Below are 21,173 nucleotides of genomic sequence, written 5' to 3'. Positions count from 1 at the left end.
AGGAGATGTGCTCATGGCCACGGTTTCGTTGACGGTGAACGGCAAAGCCGTCACCGCGAATGTTGATCCTCGCACCCTGCTGGTGCAGCTCCTGCGCGAGAACCTGCGATTGACCGGTACGCATGTCGGATGCGACACCAGCCAGTGCGGCGCCTGTGTCGTACATCTCGACGGCAAGGCCGTGAAGTCCTGCACCACGCTCGCTCTTTCGGCCGAAGGCGCGACGGTGATGACGATCGAAGGGCTCGCCGTGAGCGGTGTCCTGCACCCGATGCAAGAGGCCTTTCGCGAGCATCACGGTCTGCAATGCGGCTACTGCACTCCGGGCATGATCATGGCCGCGGTCGATATGGTGAACCGTCGTGGCCATTCGCTCGATGAAGCGACGATCCGCGACGATCTCGACGGAAATATCTGTCGCTGCACGGGCTACCACAACATCGTCAAGGCGATCGCCGCCGGGGCAGAGGCGATGGCTAGGGCGGCGACCCCGACGCGCAAGGCTGCCGAGTGACGCCTTCGGCCGGCGCGCTCCCGCGCAGGCCGGTTCTCAAGCCATGAGGCGTCCGCCAGAGGCGCCGTGCGAGGAGGGAACACCATGTCCGCAACCGGAATCGGCGCCGCTGTCCGCCGCAAGGAAGATCACCGTTTCATCACCGGCCAGGGCCGCTACACGGACGACATCAGCCGGCCGGGCCAGGCCTACGCCTACTTCTTGCGTTCGCCGCATGCCCATGCCACGCTCAACAGGATCGACGCCAAGGCCGCAGCGAAGATGCCCGGCGTGCTTGGCATCTACACAGGCGAGGATCTCGCAGCCGACAAGATCGGCGGGCTGATCTGCGGCTGGATGATCCATAACAAGGACGGTTCGCCGATGCGTGCCGGCCCGCATCCGGCACTGGCGCAGGGCAAGGTCCGCTATGTCGGCGACCATGTCGCGGTCGTGGTGGCCGAGACGCTGGCGCAGGCCAGAGACGCGGCCGAGGCGATCAGCGTCGATTACGGCGTGCTGCCGGCGGTGGTCGACACGGCGAGTGCTGCGACCTCGAAGACGCAGGTCCATGCCGAGTCTGCCGACAACACGGTCTATAACTGGCATCTCGGTGACAAGGCTGCGACGGAGAAGGCCTTCAAGGCGGCCAAGCACGTGACGAAGCTCGACCTCGTCAATAATCGCCTGGTGCCGAACCCGATGGAGCCGCGCGCGGCCGTCGGTGATTACGACCAGGGCGAGGGCGCCTTCACGCTCTACACCACCAGTCAGAACCCGCATGTCGCGCGGCTCGTGCTCTCCGCCTTCATCGGCATCGCGCCGGAGAACAAGCTGCGTGTCGTCGCGCCGGATGTCGGCGGCGGTTTCGGCTCCAAGATCTTCATCTATGCCGAGGAGACGGTCTGCGTCTGGGCCGCAAAGAAGGTGGGCCGACCGGTGAAATGGACCTCGGACCGCACTGAGGCCTTCCTCTCCGACGCGCATGGCCGCGACCATGTCACCCATGCCGAGCTCGCGACCGACGCGGATGGCAAGATCATCGGCATGCGGGTGAAGACGACGGCCAATCTCGGCGCCTACCTCTCGACCTTCTCCTCGTCGGTGCCGACCTACCTCTACGCTCCGCTTCTGTCGGGCCAATACGATATCCCGGCGATCTATTGCGAGGTCGATGCGGTCTACACCAACACGGCTCCGGTCGATGCCTATCGCGGCGCCGGCCGCCCAGAGGCGACCTTCGTGGTCGAGCGCCTGGTCGAGATTGCGGCGCGTGAACTCGGCAAGGATCCTGCCAAGTTCCGGATGCAGAATTACATCAAGAAGTTCCCGCATCAGACCCCGGTGATCATGATGTATGACACCGGGAACTATGCCGCCTCGATGAAGAAGGCGCTGGAGATCATCGACTATAAGGGGTTCGCCAAGCGCAAGCGGGACTCGGCCCGCAACGGCAAGCTGCGCGGTATCGGCTTCTCCTCCTATATCGAGGCCTGCGGTATCGCACCGTCGGCCGCGGTCGGCTCGCTGGGGGCGGGTGTCGGCTTGTGGGAATCGGCGGAGGTCCGGGTCAACCCCGTTGGAACCGTCGAGGTGCTGACCGGCTCGCACAGCCATGGCCAGGGCCATGAAACGACCTTTGCCCAGCTCGTCAGCGACCGGCTCGGTATCCCGATCGAGAATGTCTCGATCGTCCACGGCGACACCGACAAGGTCCAGATGGGCATGGGTACCTACGGCTCGCGTTCGGGCGCGGTCGGCATGTCCGCGATCGCCAAGGCCGTCGACAAGGTCATCGCCAAGGGCAAGAAGGTCGCGGCCTATGTGCTGGAGGCGGACGAGGCCGATATCGATTTCAAGGATGGCAACTTCCGCGTGAAGGGCACGGACAAGACGCTCGATTTCGGCTCCTGCGCGCTGCAGGCCTATATCGCTCACAAATTCAACGGGCAGGATCTCGAGCCGGGGCTGAAGGAAGGGGCATTCTACGACCCGACCAATTTCACCTTCCCGGCCGGTGTCCATATCTGCGAGGTCGAGATCGATCCCGATACCGGCATCACCAAGATCGAGCGTTGGGCGGCTGTCGACGATTTCGGCATCGTGATCAACCCGATGATCGTCGAGGGCCAGGTCCATGGCGGTATCGCACAGGGCGTCGGCCAGGCGCTGCTCGAAGGGGCGCGCTACAATCAGGACGGCCAGCTCGTGACAGCGAGTTTCATGGATTACTGCATGCCGCGCGCGGACGATCTGCCGTCCTTCGATGTCGGCATGACGGTGACGCCATGCCCGTCCAATCCATTGGGCATCAAGGGCTGCGGCGAGGCGGGCGCGATTGCATCTCCGCCGGCCGTGATCAACGCCATCACCGATGCGCTCGGCCATGAGGAGGTCACCATGCCGGCAACGCCGCAGGTGGTCTGGCGCGCAGCGCAAAAGAGCATCAAGCGAATGGCCGCCGAGTGATCTGAAAGGACAACACCATGTACGCTTTCACCTATCATCGCCCGGCCACGGCGCGTCAGGCTGCCGGCCTCCTCGCCAAGAAGGAGGATGCCAAGCTGCTGGCCGGCGGGCACACCTTGCTGCCCACCATGAAGCAGCGCCTCGCTTCGCCGACCCATCTCGTCGATCTCGGGGGCTGCGCCGATCTCAAGGGCATCGAGCGCAAGGGCCGCAATGTCGTCATCGGCGCGATGACGACCCATGCGGAAGTGGCGGAATCGGCTGTCGTCCAGGAGGCGATTCCGGCTCTCGCCTCTCTCGCCGCCCATATTGGCGACCCGCATGTGCGCCATCGCGGCACGATCGGCGGCTCTGTCGCCAATAATGACCCGGCGGCGGATTATCCGGCGGCGCTCATGGCGCTCGGCGCCACCATCGTCACCAGCAAGCGCAAGCTCACCGCCGCGGAGTTCTTCACGGGCCTCTACGAGACGGCGCTGGAGGAGGGCGAGATTGTCGTCAGGATCTCCTTCCCGCTGGTGTCGAAGGCAGGCTACGCCAAGTTCCGCAACCCGGCCTCCCGCTATGCGCTGGTCGGCGTCTTCGTTGCCAAGCGGGGCTCGGAAATCAGTGTCGCGGTGACGGGAGCCGGCGAAGGCGGCGTCTTCCGTTGGCCGGAAGCCGAGACCGCGCTGAAGGCCCGGTTCGCTGCAAAATCCCTTGATGGCATCAAGCACACGGCCAAGGGCATCAATGCCGACATGCATGCCGATGCCGACTATCGGGCGCACCTGATCGGCGTGATGGCAAGGGAAGCGGTTGCCAGGGCGACGGGCAAGTAGCCGAAGCCGATTGACCTTTGACGGAATCCTCCCCCACACAGGGGAGGATTTTTGCTGATTGGCTGGTTGCGAGCGGAACATGGACAAGATGGTCATCACGGCGCCCGAGGCGCCCGAGGCAGCTGGCGGCTATGCCCAGGCCCTGCTGGTTTCCGGCGCCAGCCGACAGCTTTACATCAGCGGGCAAATTCCGAGCACGCGCGACGGAACGGTGCCGGAGAGCTTTGCCGAGCAGTCTCGGTTGGTCTGGCGCAATGTCGAGGCCCAGCTTCGCGCTGCCGGCATGACGCTCGACAACCTCGTCAAGGTCACGACCTTCCTCTCGGATCGCCGCTATGCCGCGGAGAGCCGGCAGTCGCGCAATGAAATCCTCGGCGACCGGAAGATTGCGCTCTCCGTCGTCATCGCCGGTATCTTCGACGAAGCTTGGCTTCTCGAGATCGAGGCCATCGCTGCGGCCTGACCGGCTCTGCTTTTCGTCGCGAGAATCCCTTGAAAACTCCCGAATCCATCGACGCCACGCTCTCCCTCCTGCAATCGCAGGGCTATGTCGCCGATCGGGCTCTGGCGACGGTGCTGTATCTGGCCTTGCGCATGAAACGACCGCTCCTGCTGGAGGGCGAGGCCGGCACGGGGAAGACCGAGATTGCCAAGGTGCTGGCGGCCGCGCTCGGGCGTCGCCTGATCCGGCTACAATGCTATGAGGGGCTCGATCTCGCTTCAGCAGTCTATGAGTGGAACTATGCGGGCCAGATGATGGCGATCCGTCTTGCGGAGGCGGGCGGCGCTGCAGGGGATCGTGCCCGACTCGAATCCGATATCTTCTCGGAGCGCTATCTGGTCAAGCGCCCGCTCTTGCAGGCGCTGGAGCCGCAGGAGGGCGGGGCGCCAATCCTGCTGATTGACGAACTCGACCGCACCGACGAGGCTTTCGAGGCCTTCCTGCTCGAGGTTCTTGCCGACGCACAGGTGACGATTCCCGAGCTTGGCACCATCAAGGCGGCCGAGCCGCCGATCGTGATCCTGACCTCGAACCGTACGCGCGAGATCCACGACGCGCTGAAGCGCCGTTGCCTCTATCACTGGGTCGGTTACCCGGACACCACCCGCGAGCTTGCCATCCTGAAAGCCCGCGCACCGGAGGCCCCGGTCAAGCTGGCAAAGCAGGTCGTCGCCTTCGTGCAGGCGATCCGCAAGGAGGAGCTGTTCAAGGCGCCGGGCGTCGCCGAGACGCTCGATTGGGCAGGTGCGCTGGTCGAACTCGATGCGGTAGCCCTTGACCCCGCGATCGTCTCCGACACGCTGGGGGCACTGCTCAAGTACCAGGACGACATCCAGGCGATGCAGGGCTCGAAGGTGAAGGAGCTGCTGGATCAGGTGAGGGCGGACGTGCGGGGATAGGCACGCCTGCGTCGGGACAGGCCTTGTGTCACCCACCAACGTCTTTCCCTTCATTCGCGTCGCAAACAAGTGGATGCCCGGGACCGGCCCGCGCGTGATGGAGCAAGCAGATGAACGACGACATCAAGGCCATCGAAGCCGCAACCTGGACTTATCTCGACGGGCTCTATGAGGGCGATGTCGGCAAGCTGAGCCAGATCTTCCATCCGACAAGCGCGCTGACCCAATCGCTCCATGGCGAGCTCAAGATCGTGCCGCGCGCCGAATGGTTCGAGGCCGTGCGCAATCGCCAATCTCCGAAGGCGGCCGGAATGGAGCGTAGCGACCACATCCTGACCATCGATCTGGTGGGCCCGGCCCTGGCCTTGGTGAAGGTGAAATGCCAGATGCCGCCGCGCTACTTCACGGACCTGCTCTCCTTCGTAAGGGTCGATGGCAAATGGGTGATCGCGCAGAAGGTCTTCATGACCGAGACGGCAGCGTGATTGCGCTGCGCTGCCGTGGTTGGCCCTGGGCCGACCACCTACGTCTTGAAGCGTGGAGACAATGTGGAATGACTACATGGATGGTCGGGGTGAACCCGACCATGACGGCGAGCCCTCCATGACCGGCAAGCTGCCTGAGAATATCGTCTATTTCGCTCGCGCACTGCGGATCGCCGGTGTGCCCGTTGGTGCGGGGGCGGTGGTCGAGGCGGTCGAGGCGCTGGCAGATGGTGCACTCGGTGCACGCGATGACGTCTATTGGGCGCTGCATGCGATCTTCGTGAAGCGGCACGAGGACAGCGTAGTCTACGATCAGGCCTTTCGCCTGTTCTGGCGGCGGCGCAACCTGATTGAGAAGATCATGGCGCAAATGTCGCCAGTTTCTCCAGGGGCGGACAGCCGGCCGGAGAAGGCGGAAGCCGGTGCGTTGCGGGTCGCGGAAGCCTTTGCTCCGCCACGAGACGAGCATGACGAGCCCCCGGTCGAACTGACCGAACTTTCGGCGCGCCTCACCGTCTCCGATCGCGAAATGCTGAAGTCACGCGACTTCGCCCAGATGAGCGCGGCGGAGATCGCCAGGGCCAAGCAGCTGATGTCCGAGCTGCGCCTGCCGGCGGACACCGTGCCGATGCGGCGCTTCCAGGCATCGCATGTCGGCGCGCGCATCGACCCGCGCCGCACCTTCCGGCGTTCGCTCAGGGGCGGAGGCGGCTCGATCGACCTGGCATTCCGCGAGCGCGCCGAGATTCACCCACCTGTCGTCGCGCTCGTCGATATTTCGGGCTCGATGGCGGAGTATTCGCGCATCTTCCTGCATTTCCTGCACGCCATCACGGAGAAGCGCCGGCGCGTGCATTCCTTCGTCTTCGGTACGCGGCTGACGAACGTCACGCGCATGCTGCGTGCGCGTGACCCCGATGAGGCGCTGGCGCTCGCGGGCAAGGCGGCGCCCGACTGGGAGGGCGGCACCCGCATCGCGGATGCGCTGCACAGCTTCAACCGAGTCTGGTCGCGGCGCGTGCTTTCCGGTGGCGCGGTGGTGCTGCTCTTCACCGACGGGCTGGAGCGACATCTCGACGGCGAGCTCGCCTTCGAGATGGACCGGCTGCATCGCTCCTGCCGCCAACTCGTCTGGCTCAACCCGCTGCTGCGTTTCGATGCGTTCCAGGCGCGGGCCAGCGGCATCCGGGCGATGCTGCCGCATGTCGATTCGTTCAGGCCGATTCACAACCTCGCGGCGATGGCCGATCTCTGCGCCGCACTCTCGTCGGACGCAGACCGGAGAAGTGATCCGCGCCTGTGGTTGAAGAAGGCGGGGTGAGGCATGATCTCATCTGCACCGCAGCGGGAGCTCTCGCCATGATCAGCACCGATACCGATATTCTCGCCACTGCCGAGAGCTGGGCCAAGGCCGGACGCGGCGTGGCGCTTGCCACCGTGATCGAGACCTGGGGCTCTGCTCCGCGCCCGGTGGGATCGCATCTCCTGATCGACGAGGAGGGAAATTTCCTCGGCTCGGTCTCGGGCGGCTGCGTCGAGGGCGCCGTGGTGGAAGAGGCGGCCGACGTGATCGCCGATGGACAGGCGCGCACGCTTGAATTCGGTGTCGCCGACGAGACGGCCTGGAAGGTCGGGCTCTCCTGTGGCGGCCGCATCCGGGTCTATGTCGAGAAGGTGAACTGATGGCTTCCTGGGAAACACTCGCCGCCTTTGCGGTGCTGACGATCGCCGTCGCCTATTTCCCTGGTCCGGCGCTGCTCTACACCGCGGCACAGACGATCGCGCACGGCCGCCGCGCCGGCTTCATGGCGATGTTGGGCATCCATCTCGGCTGCTATCTGCACGTCATCGCCGCTGCCTTCGGTCTCTCGGCCGTGTTCAAGCACGTGCCGGAACTCTATGTCGCGGTGAAGCTCGCCGGCGCGCTCTATCTCGTCTGGCTCGGCATCGTCATGATCCGCTCCAGGCTGGGCGGAGCCGACGTCGAGGTCGCCCCGCCCAAGACCGTGAAGCGGGCATTGCTCGATTCCTTCATCGTCGAGGTGCTGAACCCCAAGGTGGCGCTGTTCTTCATCGCGTTGCTGCCGCAGTTCGTCGACCCCGCTTCCTCGCTGCCGGTCTGGGCGCAGTTCCTGATCCTCGGCACGATCGTGAATTTCGCCTTCTCCTCGGCGGATCTCGTGACGGTGCTGGGAGCGTCGGCAGTCATCAAGACGATGAAGACCAAGGCGGGATTTGCCTTCGGCCGCTGGCTCGGCGGCTCGTTGATGATCGGCCTCGGTGTCAAGCTCGCGACCGACAAGGGCTGAGAGATGGATCTTTCGCTGCTCTCCGCGCTCAATGCCGAGCGCGCCGCGCGCCGTGCCGCGGTGCTGGTCACTGATACCGGAAGCGGTGCGCAAAGGCTGGTGAGGGAGGTCGATCTCGCGAACGATCCGCTGGCCGATCTGCTCGGCAAGCAATTGCGCACGGGCAAGAGCGGCACGATCGAAGCGGAGGGCACAAGTTACTTCCTGACGGTGCAGGCGCCTCCACCGCGCGTCATGGTCACCGGTGCGGTGCATATCTCGCAGGCGATGGCGCCGATGGCGAAGCTGCTCGATCTCGATCTCATCATCATCGACCCGCGCACCGCCTTCGCGACACCCGAGCGCTTTCCCGATGTGACGCTGGTGCCGGAGTGGCCGAATGAAGCGATCAAGCAGCTCGGGCTCGACGGCTATACCGCCTTTGTCGCCCTGACCCATGATCCGAAGATCGATGATCCCGGGTTGGAGGCGGCCTTGCGATCGGACTGTTTCTATATCGGGGCGCTTGGCAGCCGGAAGACGCATGGCAGGCGCATCGAACGCCTGACGGCGGCGGGCTTTGACGAGGCGACGCTGACGCGTATCCATGCGCCGATCGGCCTCGACATCGGTGCCGTCTCCCCATCCGAGATCGCGCTCGCCATCCTGGGCGAGATCGTCATGACGCTGCGCGGCCCTCGCAGGTCCCTCTCATGAAGTTCGGCCCGGTCGCTATCGCCGACGCTGTCGGCTCTGTTGCGGCGCACTCGGTGCGCGCAGGCGAGGTCATCGTCCGCAAAGGGGCAACGATCACGGAGGACGATGCGCGGCGCCTGGCGGGGGCTGGCGTCACCGAACTCGTCGCGGTCCGGCTCGAAGCCGGTGACGTCGACGAGAATGTGGCTGCCGAGCGTCTTGCCAGGGCGCTCGCCGGGCGCGGCGTGGTGACCGAGGCTCCCTTTACCGGCAGGGTCAATCTCTTTGCCGCGGCTGCCGGCGTCCTGATGCTCGATGTGCAGGCGCTCGAAGCTTTCAACACCATCGACGAGGCTATCACCGTTGCGACGTTGCCTGCCCTCAGGGCGGTCGTTGCTGGCGAAATGGTCGCGACGGTGAAAATCATTCCCTATGGTGTCCCAGGCCAGCGCGTCGAGGACGCGATCGGGCGGATCGGCGCGCTCCGCCCGATCGCGGTCAACGAATACCAGTCCAAATCGGTGGCCGTGATTTCGACATTGCTGCCGGGCCTCAAGCCTTCGGTGGTCGACAAGACGCTGCGGGTGATGGCCGAACGCCTTGCTCCGGCAGGCGCACGTCTTGAATCGGACGAGCGTGTGCCGCATCAATCGGGACCGCTCGCGGAGGCCATCCGCAAGGCGGTGGCGGGGCCGGCTGAAATCGTCGTCGTCTTCGGCGCATCGGCCATCACCGACCGCAGGGACGTGATCCCGCTGGCGCTGCAAGAGGCAGGCGGGCGTATCGAACATCTCGGCATGCCGGTCGACCCCGGCAATCTGCTGCTGCTCGGCGAACTCGACGGCAAGCTGGTGATCGGCGCCCCCGGCTGCGCCCGTTCACCCAAGGAGAATGGTTTCGACTGGGTGCTGCAACGCGCGCTTGCCGGTGTCCCTGTGACCCGTGCGGACATTCAGAAGATGGGGGTGGGCGGCCTGCTGATGGAGATCGTCACGCGGCCGCAGCCGCGTGCTCCTGGTCATCAGGCCGTGGCAGCCGTTGCCGGACTCGTGCTCGCGGCCGGGCGCTCGACCCGGATGGGGGAGCGCAACAAGCTGTTGCAGATGGTACGTGGCGAGCCTCTCGTTCGTCACGCTGTGAAGGCGCAGCTTGCCTCCCGCGCTGCGCCTGTGCTGGTGGTCACCGGGCATCAGGCGGCCGAGGTCAAGGCGGCGCTCGCAGGGCTCGATGTCGTATTCGTGGACAATCCCGATTTCGCGGCCGGCCTTTCCAGCTCGGTCCGCGCCGGCCTCGGAGCCTTGCCGGACGATGTTCCTGGTGCGGTGGTCTCACTCGGCGACATGCCGAACGTGACTCCGCAGGTGATCGACCGGCTTTCGGAGGCTTTCGCCGACCGGCCCGACGCTCTCGCCGTGGTGCCAACCCTGTTCGGCCAGCGCGGCAACCCGGTACTCTTGTCGCGTGCGCTTTTCCCGGCGGTGGAGCGCCTCTCGGGCGACCAGGGGGCTCGCCGCCTGCTGGACGCGGCTGGAGAGTCGGTCGTGGAGGTACCGCTCGACGATCCCGCGATTGCGATCGATGTCGATACGCCTGAGGCACTGAAGGCACTGACCGGATAAGGGGTAGGCAGTCCGCAGTCGCCAACGGACGCCGCGCGTCGCAGCCTGGATGCCGACGCAGGGCCGTGAATCGCATGTCTCGGGATAGGCGCCTGTCGACATGGCGACCTCGGACGGATTGCCGCGTAGGTCTCGCAGACTCGCCGCTCCCAAAGCATCGGCCCGAAAAGTGGATTGCGGTTTTCGGGAAAGCCGATGCAAACACAGAAGGTTAGATCATCGAACCGGATACGATATCCGGTTCGATGATCTAGACGAGACGCCCAGTATCTGGTTCTCGATCCCGTCGGCGCGGCCATGCGGCGCGTGCCGCATGCTCAGCCCGCGACCGACGATGGCTAGGGCTACACGCGATGTGCGGTCGCTTTGGCATTGGTTTTGCAAGATTTTGTTAACCAGGCAGGCGCAGCCTCAAGAAATCGGCTACACTTTCATCGCATCGCGACGAGGGAGGGGGCGATGGTATCAGAGGACTTCATAAAGCAGCTCAAGGGCTACGGGCTGACCACGGCGACGATTCTCTATCGCATGCCGGATCATCCCAGTGTGCTGCAGACCTTCATCTGGCAGCACTATGATGTGGCGCCGCGCTTTCCGGTGCTCCGCGATTTCCTAGACTTCTGGCGTCGTGAGCTCGACGGGCCGCTGCATTCAGTGGTCGTCGCGCATTCGCGTCTGCTCAGGCCGGCCGAGATCGTGAACGTGAACGGCGTGCTGACGCTGCATTGAGCGTCTGCGCCGAGGGCGCTTGTTGGGCAAAGGGCGAGCGTGCTAGGTCGCAGCTCCCCAATGGCAGACCATCACGCTTGTCATCGCCCTTGCGCACATCTGGACTACTGACGGCTCTCGCGACCTTGCCCGGTGAGCGTATTCCCGTCGGAACTATCGTCGCAGCTCTGAAGGATCGGACCTACGCGCTGCTCGTGGTCCTGCTCGGGCTGCCGAACTGCCTGCCGATGCCACCGCCAATTCCGCTGGTCTGCGGGCTCGTGCTTGCCTTCGTGGCGGCGCAGATGCTGGCCGGGCGCGCCATGCCCTGGTTGCCCGAAGGGCTGCTCGGCAAGACCATCGGCAAACCGGAACTGGCGAAGGCCGTGTCGCGCGCGCTGCCTCCCCTCGTCCGGCTGGAACGAATTTCGCGGCCGCGCCTGACGATGCTGGGAGGGACGGTGGCGATTCCGATCCTTGGCCTGCTGATCTTGATCCTCGCCCTCGGCCTCGTGGTATCGGCGCCGTTCATCGGACAGATTCCGCTCGGTCTTGCCGTCTGCCTGGTGGGGTTGGGGCTGGTCGAGCGGGATGGGCTGTTCATCATCGCGGGGACGCTGGTCGGTATTGGCGGCCTTGTCCTGAGCGCCGGATTTGCCTACGCGATCGTCAGCGGGATTTCTGAACTGATCTGACGATTGGCGCCGTCAGGCCGCAGCGAGACTGGCGGCGAATGGCATATCGAGGGCGCGTAACCGCTCGATCTCCTCAGGCGGAACCGCCTTGGAGAACAGGAAGCCCTGTAGCTCGTGGCAACCGATCGCCTGCAGGAAGCGGTGCTGCTCGGGCGTCTCGACGCCCTCGGCGCAGACCCGCAAGCCGAGAGCCCGCCCGAGATGCACGATCGAGTGGACGAGGATCGCGGATTCGCCCGTCGTCTCCATATATTCCAGGAAGGATCGGTCGATCTTGATCTTGTCGAACGCGAAACGCCGCAAGTAGATCAGACTGGAATAGCCGATCCCGAAATCGTCGAGTGCGAGGCCGATACCATAGGCGCGCAGGTCCATCAGCGCGGCCTCGGCGGCGTCGGCGTCTTCGACGACGACGCCTTCGGTCAGCTCCAGCTCGAGGCGGCTCGGATCGAACCCGGTTTCCTCGATGATCCGGATCGTGTTCTGGACGAAATCCTTGTGCCGGAACTGCACCGGCGAGACATTCACGGCAAGCCGCAGTTCCGGCCAGTGTTTTGCTTCGAGGCAGGCACGGCGCAGCACCCATTCGCTCAGAGGCACGATCAGCCCGCGCTCCTCGGCGACAGCGACGAATTCCGAGGGAGGCACCATGCCATGGAGCGGGTGTGGCCACCGCACGAGGGCTTCGACGCCGGTGATGACGGTCCCGTCGACAGAAACCTGCGGCTGGAAATGCAGCTGCAATTCGTCCCTTGCTATGGCCTTGCGCAGGTCTTCCTCGACGACGCGCTTCATCTGGAGCGCGCGGTTCATGCGCGGCTCGAAGAAGGAGTAGCGGTTCCGGCCCTCGTTCTTGGACTGGTAGAGTGCCGTATCCGCCAGTCTGAGCAGCGTCTCGCGGTCGTGGCCGTCCTGGGGAGCGAGCGCGATACCGATCGAGCAGCCGATCACGGTGTCGATGCCCATCAGGTTGAAGGGGCGTGTCAGGGCTTCGAGAATGCGCTCGCCGAGAGCGGCGCTGCCGCTGGCATCGTGCAGATTGGTCTGGATGATGCCGAATTCGTCGCCGCCAATGCGGGCGACGGTATCGCCGGTACGCATGACGCCCGCGAGCCGTTCCGCGACCTGCCGGATCAACTCGTCGCCGGCCTTGTGGCCATAGGTATCGTTGACCGATTTGAAGCGATCGAGATCAAGCAGGATTACGGACAGTCCTGTCTTGGTCCGGCTGATCTGAGCCAGTTCCTGGTCAAGCCTGAGGTCGAAGGTGCGCCGGTTGGGCAGAAGCGACAGCTCGTCCTGCGCGGCGAGGCGCTGGATCTGCACTTCGCGCAGCCGGATTTCATTGGCGGCTCCGCGCAGACGCCGGATCGCATAGAGCAGGATGCCGGCGAAGATCAGTCCCGCTGCGGCCAGGGCCCAGATGAACTGCCGGATCATCGCATCCCCGGGGCGCTCCGGTGTCCAGGTCAACCAGGCCCTGGTGACGCCGTCGGGAGCGGCGAGGTCGCGGCGCAGCAATGAATCGGCGGGCATCGTCCGGGTGATGCGCAGCCCGCTGATGCGATAGCGCGTTGCCATCTCGTCCAGGATCGTGCTCGTGACGCGCCGATAGCCGATGAGGTTGATCGGCGCGTCCGCCTTCTGGAGGTGGAGATTGAGAACCTGCTCGAGATCGGCGGTCAGAATGGCCAGAACTTCGTGGCCATCATAGATCAGGCTCGAACGGAAGCCTGGGAGGAACCCTGTGCCGGCTGCCGTCTTGCTGGTCACTGGAGTCTGCGACGGGCTCGGGAGCGTGGGATCGAAGAGGCGCAGGCCTTCGTAGCCCGCCTGATAGGCTTCGGCGTTGTTCTCCACGCCTGCAAGGACGCGGCCGCTCTTGGTGACGAGATAGACGCCGTCAAATTCCTCGAAGCGCTGGCTCAGCTTTGTGAAGGCCCATCGGAGTGTTGCTGCTGGAATGGCCGGGTGGAACGCTGCCTGCAGCGTTCCGGTCGAAGCCAGGCTTTCCAGCCGCAGGCGCCGCAGCCGGAGTTGGTTCTCCATCGCGGCCTCGATCCGGTCGCGCTGCCGCGTTGCTTCAACGGTATTCGCGTTATGCGCAATCGTCAGGACGACGGTGATCGCAGCTGCCATGACCAGCATGAAGGCACAGGCGAGCGTCGTCACGGTGCTGGTGAGCATCCGCGCCGAGGAGTCCGCGTTGGTCGTCTTCGCGACAGAGGGCGAATGCATCAAGGGTCTCAGAACCGTCGGAACCTGCACCTTTGCAGCCGATTCTTGATATCCGGTTGCTAAACAGGCCCGCAGTCGTCAAATTTCAACCTCCGGATGGTCCGTAGGGAGGGCGCGGGATCGCCTGATGCGCCGCGCGCAGTGCAGCGGACCAACGCTCGCGCAGATCATGGAAATAGGGTTCCCCGGCCTCGATACGCCGGTTGAGCTCCGGTTCTTCGGCATTTCGCCGCATCACGATCAGGTCGATAGGCAGGCCGACTCCCAGATTCGAACGCATGGTCGAATCCATCGAGATCAGGCCGACCTTCAGCGCATCATAGAGATGGGTCTTGAAGGTCACGGCCCGGTCCAGAATCGGCTTGCCATATTTGTGCTCGCCGATCTGGAGGAAGGGGGCATCCATGCCGCATTCGATGAAATTTCCCGCGCCGTAGACCATGAAGAGCCGCATGGGCTGGCCCATGACCTGGCCTCCAAAAAGCAGAGAGATATCGAATTTCAGCCCGGCTTCCGCCAAGGCCGGGCCGTCCATCTCCCGGACGGTGCGAACCGCGCGGCCGACGAGCTGCGCTGCCCGGAACATCGAGCCAACGCTCTGGAGCGTGTCGAGTTCTCCGGTCTCGGGGTTGAGCAACCCCTCATGGAGCAGGCTCACCACCGATTGGGTGACAGAGAGGTTGCCTGCCGTCGCCAGGGCGAAGCTGCGTTCGCCCGGCCAGGAGAAGACATGCAGCTTGCGGAAGGTCGAGATGTCATCAAGCCCGGCATTGGTGCGGGTGTCGGCGATCATCACGAGCCCGTCCTGCACAAGAAGTCCGGCGCAATAGGTCACAGGCTGGTTCCTTCAAATAGATCATCGGACCGGATATCGTATCCGGTCCGATGATCTAACCTTTTTGTGTTTGCATCGGCTGTCCCGAAAACCGCAATCCACTTTTCGGGCCGATGCTATAGCCGGTCCGGACGCGTTCATGCGTCCTGGGACATCTTGATCGGGCAGCCATCAGGCGGCTGCGGCAGTCGCGATCGCTTCGCCTATTGATTGGCGAGCTGCGCGTTGGCTGCGCGAGCGCTGACCAGCACGGCGAGGTTTTCGCCGCTGCCGCCCTTGCGTGCGCCGCGGACAGGCGCCGCATCGGAGAAATCGAGGCCGGCTGCAATGCGGACATGCGTATCGATCGGGCACAATCCGTTGGCGCAATCGAAACCGATCCAGCCATAATCAGTGAGATGCGCCTCGGCCCAGGCGTGCGCCCCCTCCGCCTCGGGCAGGGCATCGGATTGCGCGACATAGCCGGAGACATAGCGGGCCGGGATTCCGAGCTGGCGTGCGCAGGTCATGAAAATATGGGCGAGGTCCTGCGGAATACCGCCGCCTGCCGCGAAAGCAGCCGCCGCCCCGACACCAGTACGCTGGCCGGACCGGTCGCAGGCAAGGAGGTCGTGCAGCGCCTCTGTCAATGCGTGCATCTTGGCGAGCGGCGTCGCGTCGGCGCGCGTCGCCGTCATGGCGAAGTCGCGCAAGGCATCGTCAGGAGTCGTCAGCAGGGTATCGCGCCGGAACACTTCGGGCGGCACGCGCTCGATCGTTCCGCGAATGACGCCGGCGAGATCCAGGGTCTCGATGACGCCGCCGACATGGATCGCGAGATCAGAGATCGGACCATCAGCCGAGAAGGTATGAACGATATTGCCGTGCGCATCCTGACCCGCGCGCAGATTGCCGTCGACTGTCGGCTCGATGCGCCAGGACATCACATGCTGGCCGTCATGATCGCGCGGGGTCAGCCGCAGGATCTGCGTCAACTGTCGCACGGGCTCGTCATAGGCATAGGTGATCGAGTGGGAAATCCTGATCCGCATGGGCGATCGCTGTCTCGATGGGCGCGTTGGTTTCCGGTCCATATCTAGCGTTCGGCGGGCGGGCAGGCGAGCCCGCCGCGCTCCTTATTGCAGATATTGCTCCGAGATCGTGAGGCCGAGGCGACCGTTCTCGCTGATGAAGTCCGAGATGAATTCGTGGAGCCCGTGCTGGAAGACGGCGTCGATTCGGGCGTTCGAAAGGCTTGCCAGCGTCTTGCGGGCGTGGCGCTGGGCCGGGCCGTGACGGCCATAGGCGTCGCCGAGAGCGTCGAGGAAGCGTGAGATGTTCTCGTAGCAGGCGGCGAGCGAGCGGGGCATGCGGCGGTTGAGGATCAGCAGATCGGCGATCAATTGCGGTTTCACGGCCTCGCGATAGACCCAGTGATATGCGGTCAGTGCCGAGACCTCGCGCAGCACTGTGGTCCATTGGAAATAGTCGAGCGAGCCGCCGACCTGTTCGCTCTCGGGCAGCAGGACATGGTATTTCACGTCGAGGATGCGGGCCGTGTTGTCGGCACGCTCGATATAGACGCCCAGCCGCGAGAACCAGTAGCTGTCGTCGCGCAGCATGGTCCGGTAGGCCGAGCCGTCGAACACCAACGAGACATTCTTCACCCAGTCGAGGAACCTGGCGAACTCCTCGCGGTCCATGCGCTTCTTCTCGAAGCGTTGCAGTTCCAGCCAGGCGCTGTTCAGCGCGTCCCACATTTCCGAGGTGAGCGCGGTGCGCACCGCGCGGGCATTGGAGCGGGCAAGCGCAAAGCAGTTGCGGATCGAGGACAGGTTGTCCGGATTGAAGGTAAGGAAATCGCAGACATTGCGCTCATTCGCCTCGCCATAGGCCTTGGCGAAGGTCTCCTCGCAGCCGGCGGTCGCGACCGCGCTGTGCCATTCGGTACCGGCTCCACCATAGGATGAGGGCAGGTTGGTGAGCCGCATCGTCGCATCGAGGATGCGGGCGAGATATTCGGCGCGCTCGACGTAGCGGGAGACCCAGTAGAGGCTGTCGGCGGTGCGGGAGAGCATGGTCAGATCCGGCCTTTTCGCAATGCGCGGGGCGTCCTGGAAACGGGAATGCGGAAATGCGCGGTTGCCATCATGCATCGAGCACCCAGGTGTCCTTTGTTCCGCCGCCCTGGCTGGAATTGACCACGAGCGAGCCTTCCTTCAGCGCAACGCGGGTGAGGCCGCCAGGCACGCAGGAAATGCCGTTCGCGCCGGACAATACATAGGGCCGCAAGTCGACATGCCGCGGGGCGACGCCGGACGCGACGAAGGTCGGGCAGGTGGAGAGCGCCAGGGTCGGTTGGGCGATGAAGCCTTCCGGCTGCGCCTTCAGCTTTTTGCGGAAGGCTTCGATCTGGGCCTTGTTGGCGTGGGGGCCGACAAGCATGCCATAGCCGCCGGAACCGTTGACCTCCTTGACGACGAGCTTCTCGAGATTGTCGAGCACATAGGCATTGGCCTCCGGCTCGCGGCAGCGGAAGGTCGGGACGTTCTTCAGGATCGGCTCCTCGCCGGTGAAGAATTTCACGATCTCCGGCATGTAGCTGTAGACCGCCTTGTCGTCGGCGACGCCGGTGCCGACTGCATTGGCGAGCGTGACGTTTCCGGCCTTGTAGGCGCCGATGATGCCCGGTACGCCAAGCACCGAATCCCCCCGGAAGACCAGTGGGTCGATGAAGTCGTCGTCGATGCGGCGGTAGATCACGTCGACGCGCTTGGGCCCCTGCGTCGTGCGCATGTAGACGACATCGTCCTTGACCAGCAGGTCCGAGCCCTCGACCAGCTCGATGCCGAGCTTGTCGGCCAGGAAGGAGTGCTCGTAGAAGGCCGAGTTGTATTGCCCGGGCGTGAGCAGGCAGATCGTTGGGTCGGATGAGGCGCTGCGCGGCGCGACCGAGCGCAGGGTCGCGAGCAGCTGGTCAGGATAGTTGTCGACCGGTGCGACGCGGTGCATCGCGAAGAGCTCCGGGAAGAGCCGGAGCATCACCTCGCGGTTCTCCATCATGTAGGAGACACCGGAGGGGGTGCGGGCATTGTCTTCGAGCACATAGAACGTGTCAGCATCGACGCGCACGATGTCGATGCCGGCGATGTGGCAGTAGATGCCGTGCGGCACCTGGAAGTCGACCATTTCCAACTGGTAGCACGCGTTGCGATAGACCAGGTCCGGCGGAATGATCCCGGCCTTCAAGCATTCCTTTGGCCCGTAGACGTCGGCGAGGAACATGTTCAAAGCGGTGACGCGCTGGCGCAGGCCCTTCTCGAGCTTGGCCCATTCCGGCTTGGTCAGTACGCGCGGGATGATGTCGAACGGGATCAGCCGTTCGGTCGATTCTTCGTCGCCATAGACGGCAAAGGTAATGCCGATGCGTCGGAAGAAGAGTTCGGCCTGGCTGCGCCGCAGAGCCAGCATTTCGGGTGGAGCTTCCTTCAACCAACGATCAAGCGCTTCGTAAGCGGGCCGCAATTCGGCACCGGTGCCGGTCATTTCGTCGAAGGCGACCATGTCAGGCGTCTTTCCCCGTTTTGACCAGCCTATGCGCATTCGTGACGGTTCGGGAAGGGGGCGATTGATCACTGATAAATCGGGCCGTGCCCAATCCTTGGGCACCATCCGCGCCGATTGCGACGTGGTGCAGGTGCAGGCTGTCCTGGGCGCCTTGGGCAGGGTGCGGGACGGAGCCGTCTACAATGCGTCTTCGCCGATGCTACGCTGGCCTGGCCGATCAACTGGATGATCAGCGCAGCCAGCCACTCGGTCGCCCGCGCCTCATCGGTCCTGCCGCACAGGACCTCGCCGGACACAGATTCGGCCGCTGCGCCGCGGCCGGGGCTCTATCTGCCGGAAGTCGATCCTGGCGCCCAATTACTATGTCGGCCGTATGAAGGAGTTCTGTGCTCAGTTCCGCAGGGCCTGACGCAGAGTGTGAGTGAGCCCGATTGCGGCGCAAAGCTTCGCGCCGCCTAGATCGTCGGACCGGACATCGTATCCGGTTCGAAGATCTAACCTTCTGTGTTTGCATCGGCTTTCCCGAAAACCGCAATCCACGTTTCGGGCCGATGCTTTAGATCAGCCCCAGCCCCCGGAAGCTCACATGCCCGTCGCGGCCGACGATGACGTGGTCATGGATCACGATGCCGAGGGGCTTGGCGATATCGACGAGTTCGCGCGTCATCTTCACGTCGGCACCCGACGGAGTCGGGTCACCTGAAGGATGATTATGCGCGAGGATGATCGCGCTCGCCGAGAGTTCCAGCGCGCGGCGCATCACCTCGCGGGGATAGACGGGCGTGTGGTCGACCGTGCCGGTCTGCTGCACCTCGTCCGCGATCAGCGCGTTCTTCTTGTCGAGGAAGAGGATGCGGAACTGCTCGCGTTCGGCAAAGGCCATTGCCATTCGGCAATAGTCGAGAACCGCAGACCAGGACGACAGCACCGGGCGTTTCGCCACCGCTCCCCTGGCCATGCGCTGCAGGGCAGCCGCGACGATCTTGAGATCCTGCGCAACCCCCGCGCCGACGCCCTTGACCTCGGTCAATCGCGCGGCCGGCGCGCCAAGCACCTCGGCGAAAGAGCCGAAGCGCTGGATCAGCTCCTTGGCAAGCGGTTTCACGTCGCGCTGCGGGATGGAACGGAAGAGCAGGAGTTCGAGCAGCTCGTAGTCGGGCAGGGTGTCCGGTCCCGCCTCCTGGAAGCGGGCGCGCAGCCGTGCACGGTGACCGTGATAATGCGGCACAGCAACGGCCGCGGGCTCTTCCGGCGGCGGCGGGACCTTTGATCCACGCTGACCGCCATCTTGTTTCATCGCGCCGCGAGCGGATTGTCGCGGCCGGCCGGCGACAGGGTGAAGATCTCGCAGCCGGTCTCGGTAACGCCGACCGTGTGCTCGAACTGGGCCGAAAGCGAGCGGTCGCGGGTTACCGCCGTCCAGCCGTCGGAGAGCACCTTCACGCCCGCCTTGCCGAGGTTGATCATCGGCTCGATGGTGAAGAGCATGCCGGGCTTGAGCAGCACGCCCTCGCCGGGGCTGCCGTAATGCAGGATGTTGGGCGCATCGTGGAAGACCTGGCCAAGGCCATGGCCGCAGAAATCGCGCACCACCGAGCAGCGCTCGGCCTCGGCATAGCGCTGGATGGCGAAACCGATATCGCCGGTCGTAGCGCCGGCGCGCACGGCCCTGATACCGCGGAGCAGGCTCTCATAGGTGATTTCGACCAGCCGTTCGGCCTTGCGGGGAATGTCGCCGACACCATACATCCGGCTGGAATCGCCGTACCAGCCATCGACGATCAGCGTGTAGTCGATGTTGAGGATATCGCCTTCGCGCAGAGGTTTGTCGTCCGGGATGCCGTGACAGACCACATGGTTGATCGAGGTGCAGATCGATTTGGTATAGCCGCGATAGAACAAGGTCGCCGGATAGGCGTCATTGTCCATGGCGAACTGGAAGGCGAGTTCGTCAAGGCGCTGCGTAGTGACGCCGGGCCGGACGTGCTCGCCAAGCATGTCGAGGCCTTCTGCGGTCAGACGGCCGGCCTTGCGCATGGCCGCGAAGGCTTCGGGACCATGAAGTTTGATGGCCGGTTCGCGCATCCGCGCCCGTCCCAGATTTTCGTCGAATGTCATGATGGGCAAGAAGCTCCTTGCCCATCATATCTATTGCGTTTGGCCGGCTGCGCAAGATGATCGCGCGCAGACCAGTTCGACTGACGGGGGCAAACCGTGCCTTGGCGGTCCTCAGATGACCAGGCCGAGACCGGTCGCCGCCAGAACGATGATCCAGAGCGTGTCGAGATTGATCCAGCCTCGGCGCAGAAGCGCCAGACCCAGCCATTCATAGACGATTGCCGCAATTGCGGCTGTTACCGCGAGCATTGCGGCCATGTGCAGGGCGATGGCGGCCAGCGAAACCGGCAGCGAACCCATGGCAGTCAGTTCCCGCGCCGGCGTCGCAGCAAGGCAGAGCGGGATGATGACCGGCACCAGCATCAGGCCGGCACCGTGGCTGGTCGCCATCAGGAATGACCAGATGCCAAGTCCGGCAAGCCCCGTCTGCATGCCGACGCGAACGCGATGCCGGTGGCCGAAGAAGGCATGGGAGGCCGCCCAGCCCAGAAGCAGAAAGCCCGCGACCCTTTGCAGCGCTCCGTGGTCGATGATGGTCCCGAGGGCAACAACCGCTGCGACCACCACGGCGACCGAGGCCGCATGCCCCAGCGCGATCGGAAGAAGGGACAACCACATGACGCGACGACTCTCGCGGTGCAGGCCGAGGGCAACCGCAAAGAGCCAGCCCATAGCCGGGTTCAGGCCATGGAAGGCCCCGAGCCCGGCGAGCATGAGCCAAGGCGACATGTCAGCCTCCCGTTGGAGCGATCATGCCGGGG

General features: G+C 64.4%; 21 protein-coding genes. 13 read left to right on the top strand and 8 right to left on the bottom strand.

All coding sequences use genetic code 11. The annotated features are described in order from the left end of the window. The first annotated feature begins 13 nt into the window (after positions 1–13). The 13 genes from FG93_RS19495 (at position 14) to FG93_RS19435 (ending at position 11,675) form a co-directional block, all read left to right on the top strand. Positions 14–514, top strand: a complete 501-nt coding sequence (locus tag FG93_RS19495) for a (2Fe-2S)-binding protein (RefSeq protein ID WP_043237226.1) — start codon at positions 14–16, stop codon at positions 512–514. Positions 515–598: 84 nt separating this feature from the next. After that, positions 599–2,962, top strand: coding sequence for a xanthine dehydrogenase family protein molybdopterin-binding subunit (locus FG93_RS19490; RefSeq protein ID WP_043237224.1), 2,364 nt, complete (start codon positions 599–601; stop codon positions 2,960–2,962). A 17-nt stretch (positions 2,963–2,979) separates the two neighbouring features. Beyond that, positions 2,980–3,783 carry a xanthine dehydrogenase family protein subunit M gene (locus FG93_RS19485; RefSeq protein WP_043237223.1) on the top strand — a complete coding sequence of 268 codons (804 nt, stop codon included), beginning with the start codon at positions 2,980–2,982 and terminating at the stop codon, positions 3,781–3,783. A 79-nt stretch (positions 3,784–3,862) separates the two neighbouring features. After that, complete coding sequence (locus FG93_RS19480) at positions 3,863–4,246, top strand: RidA family protein (protein WP_043237221.1); 384 nt, start codon at positions 3,863–3,865, stop codon at positions 4,244–4,246. A gap of 29 nt (positions 4,247–4,275) precedes the next feature. After that, the gene (locus FG93_RS19475; RefSeq protein ID WP_043237220.1) at positions 4,276–5,184 is read left to right on the top strand and encodes a MoxR family ATPase; all 909 of its coding nucleotides are present in this window, start codon (positions 4,276–4,278) and stop codon (positions 5,182–5,184) included. 110 nt (positions 5,185–5,294) lie between these two features. Then, positions 5,295–5,669, top strand: coding sequence for a nuclear transport factor 2 family protein (locus FG93_RS19470; RefSeq protein WP_043237218.1), 375 nt, complete (start codon positions 5,295–5,297; stop codon positions 5,667–5,669). Positions 5,670–5,745: 76 nt separating this feature from the next. Continuing rightward, the gene (locus FG93_RS19465) at positions 5,746–6,990 is read left to right on the top strand and encodes a VWA domain-containing protein (protein WP_244448662.1); all 1,245 of its coding nucleotides are present in this window, start codon (positions 5,746–5,748) and stop codon (positions 6,988–6,990) included. A gap of 38 nt (positions 6,991–7,028) precedes the next feature. Beyond that, the gene (locus tag FG93_RS19460) at positions 7,029–7,352 is read left to right on the top strand and encodes an XdhC family protein (protein WP_043237324.1); all 324 of its coding nucleotides are present in this window, start codon (positions 7,029–7,031) and stop codon (positions 7,350–7,352) included. Beyond that, on the top strand, positions 7,352–7,978 hold the full coding sequence (locus FG93_RS19455) for a LysE family translocator (RefSeq protein ID WP_043237217.1): 627 nt from the start codon (positions 7,352–7,354) through the stop codon (positions 7,976–7,978). Before FG93_RS19460 ends, FG93_RS19455 begins: the two co-directional genes overlap by 1 nt. Before the next feature lie 3 nt (positions 7,979–7,981). Continuing rightward, on the top strand, positions 7,982–8,674 hold the full coding sequence (locus tag FG93_RS19450) for an XdhC family protein (RefSeq protein ID WP_043237215.1): 693 nt from the start codon (positions 7,982–7,984) through the stop codon (positions 8,672–8,674). Continuing rightward, entirely contained in the window at positions 8,671–10,272 is a 1,602-nt protein-coding gene (locus FG93_RS19445) for an NTP transferase domain-containing protein (RefSeq protein WP_043237214.1), read from the top strand. The genes FG93_RS19450 and FG93_RS19445 overlap by 4 nt, the downstream gene beginning before the upstream one ends. A gap of 459 nt (positions 10,273–10,731) precedes the next feature. Then, complete coding sequence (locus tag FG93_RS19440; RefSeq protein WP_043237212.1) at positions 10,732–11,001, top strand: usg protein; 270 nt, start codon at positions 10,732–10,734, stop codon at positions 10,999–11,001. A gap of 77 nt (positions 11,002–11,078) precedes the next feature. Then, a complete protein-coding gene (locus tag FG93_RS19435; RefSeq protein WP_052513943.1) occupies positions 11,079–11,675 on the top strand; it encodes an exopolysaccharide biosynthesis protein in 597 nt (198 codons plus the stop codon). Positions 11,676–11,687: 12 nt separating this feature from the next. Here FG93_RS19435 and FG93_RS31300 read toward each other — a convergent pair whose 3' ends face one another. From FG93_RS31300 to FG93_RS19395, 8 genes are all read right to left on the bottom strand, one after another. Continuing rightward, positions 11,688–13,913 (bottom strand): bifunctional diguanylate cyclase/phosphodiesterase, encoded by a 2,226-nt coding sequence (locus FG93_RS31300; RefSeq protein ID WP_052513942.1) that lies wholly within the window; start codon positions 13,911–13,913, stop codon positions 11,688–11,690. Positions 13,914–13,998: 85 nt separating this feature from the next. Further along, positions 13,999–14,748, bottom strand: a complete 750-nt coding sequence (locus FG93_RS19425) for a peptidase (protein WP_043237211.1) — start codon at positions 14,746–14,748, stop codon at positions 13,999–14,001. Positions 14,749–14,951: 203 nt separating this feature from the next. After that, entirely contained in the window at positions 14,952–15,779 is an 828-nt protein-coding gene (locus tag FG93_RS19420; RefSeq protein WP_043237209.1) for a transglutaminase family protein, read from the bottom strand. A gap of 84 nt (positions 15,780–15,863) precedes the next feature. Next, positions 15,864–16,805, bottom strand: coding sequence for an alpha-E domain-containing protein (locus FG93_RS19415; RefSeq protein ID WP_043237319.1), 942 nt, complete (start codon positions 16,803–16,805; stop codon positions 15,864–15,866). 70 nt (positions 16,806–16,875) lie between these two features. Continuing rightward, entirely contained in the window at positions 16,876–18,291 is a 1,416-nt protein-coding gene (locus FG93_RS19410; RefSeq protein ID WP_043237208.1) for a circularly permuted type 2 ATP-grasp protein, read from the bottom strand. A gap of 559 nt (positions 18,292–18,850) precedes the next feature. Continuing rightward, entirely contained in the window at positions 18,851–19,591 is a 741-nt protein-coding gene (gene radC / locus FG93_RS19405) for a DNA repair protein RadC (RefSeq protein WP_043237206.1), read from the bottom strand. Further along, positions 19,588–20,412, bottom strand: a complete 825-nt coding sequence (map, locus tag FG93_RS19400; RefSeq protein ID WP_043237204.1) for a type I methionyl aminopeptidase — start codon at positions 20,410–20,412, stop codon at positions 19,588–19,590. Before map ends, radC begins: the two co-directional genes overlap by 4 nt. Before the next feature lie 111 nt (positions 20,413–20,523). Next, positions 20,524–21,141: a hypothetical protein gene (locus FG93_RS19395; protein WP_043237202.1), complete on the bottom strand. Its 618-nt coding sequence runs from the start codon at positions 21,139–21,141 to the stop codon at positions 20,524–20,526. Positions 21,142–21,173: the final 32 nt, after the last annotated feature.

It is taken from the genome of Allobosea sp. LC85, from assembly GCF_000735605.1.
Taxonomy (GTDB): domain Bacteria; phylum Pseudomonadota; class Alphaproteobacteria; order Rhizobiales; family Beijerinckiaceae; genus Allobosea.
This window is presented reverse-complemented; position numbering and strand designations above follow the sequence as displayed.

Excerpts from the sequence above, each read along its gene's own strand:
- radC (WP_043237206.1), bottom strand. The coding sequence starts at position 19,591 with ATGAAACAAGATGGCGGTCAGCGTGGATCAAAGGTCCCGCCGCCGCCG.
- FG93_RS19450 (WP_043237215.1), top strand. The coding sequence starts at position 7,982 with ATGGATCTTTCGCTGCTCTCCGCGCTCAATGCCGAGCGCGCCGCGCGC.
- FG93_RS31300 (WP_052513942.1), bottom strand. The coding sequence starts at position 13,913 with ATGCATTCGCCCTCTGTCGCGAAGACGACCAACGCGGACTCCTCGGCG.
- FG93_RS19415 (WP_043237319.1), bottom strand. The coding sequence starts at position 16,805 with ATGCTCTCCCGCACCGCCGACAGCCTCTACTGGGTCTCCCGCTACGTC.
- FG93_RS19470 (WP_043237218.1), top strand. The coding sequence starts at position 5,295 with ATGAACGACGACATCAAGGCCATCGAAGCCGCAACCTGGACTTATCTC.
- FG93_RS19495 (WP_043237226.1), top strand. The coding sequence starts at position 14 with ATGGCCACGGTTTCGTTGACGGTGAACGGCAAAGCCGTCACCGCGAAT.
- FG93_RS19465 (WP_244448662.1), top strand. The coding sequence starts at position 5,746 with ATGGATGGTCGGGGTGAACCCGACCATGACGGCGAGCCCTCCATGACC.
- FG93_RS19440 (WP_043237212.1), top strand. The coding sequence starts at position 10,732 with ATGGTATCAGAGGACTTCATAAAGCAGCTCAAGGGCTACGGGCTGACC.
- FG93_RS19460 (WP_043237324.1), top strand. The coding sequence starts at position 7,029 with ATGATCAGCACCGATACCGATATTCTCGCCACTGCCGAGAGCTGGGCC.
- FG93_RS19455 (WP_043237217.1), top strand. The coding sequence starts at position 7,352 with ATGGCTTCCTGGGAAACACTCGCCGCCTTTGCGGTGCTGACGATCGCC.
- FG93_RS19445 (WP_043237214.1), top strand. The coding sequence starts at position 8,671 with ATGAAGTTCGGCCCGGTCGCTATCGCCGACGCTGTCGGCTCTGTTGCG.
- FG93_RS19395 (WP_043237202.1), bottom strand. The coding sequence starts at position 21,141 with ATGTCGCCTTGGCTCATGCTCGCCGGGCTCGGGGCCTTCCATGGCCTG.
- map (WP_043237204.1), bottom strand. The coding sequence starts at position 20,412 with ATGACATTCGACGAAAATCTGGGACGGGCGCGGATGCGCGAACCGGCC.
- FG93_RS19480 (WP_043237221.1), top strand. The coding sequence starts at position 3,863 with ATGGACAAGATGGTCATCACGGCGCCCGAGGCGCCCGAGGCAGCTGGC.
- FG93_RS19410 (WP_043237208.1), bottom strand. The coding sequence starts at position 18,291 with ATGGTCGCCTTCGACGAAATGACCGGCACCGGTGCCGAATTGCGGCCC.
- FG93_RS19420 (WP_043237209.1), bottom strand. The coding sequence starts at position 15,779 with ATGCGGATCAGGATTTCCCACTCGATCACCTATGCCTATGACGAGCCC.
- FG93_RS19485 (WP_043237223.1), top strand. The coding sequence starts at position 2,980 with ATGTACGCTTTCACCTATCATCGCCCGGCCACGGCGCGTCAGGCTGCC.
- FG93_RS19490 (WP_043237224.1), top strand. The coding sequence starts at position 599 with ATGTCCGCAACCGGAATCGGCGCCGCTGTCCGCCGCAAGGAAGATCAC.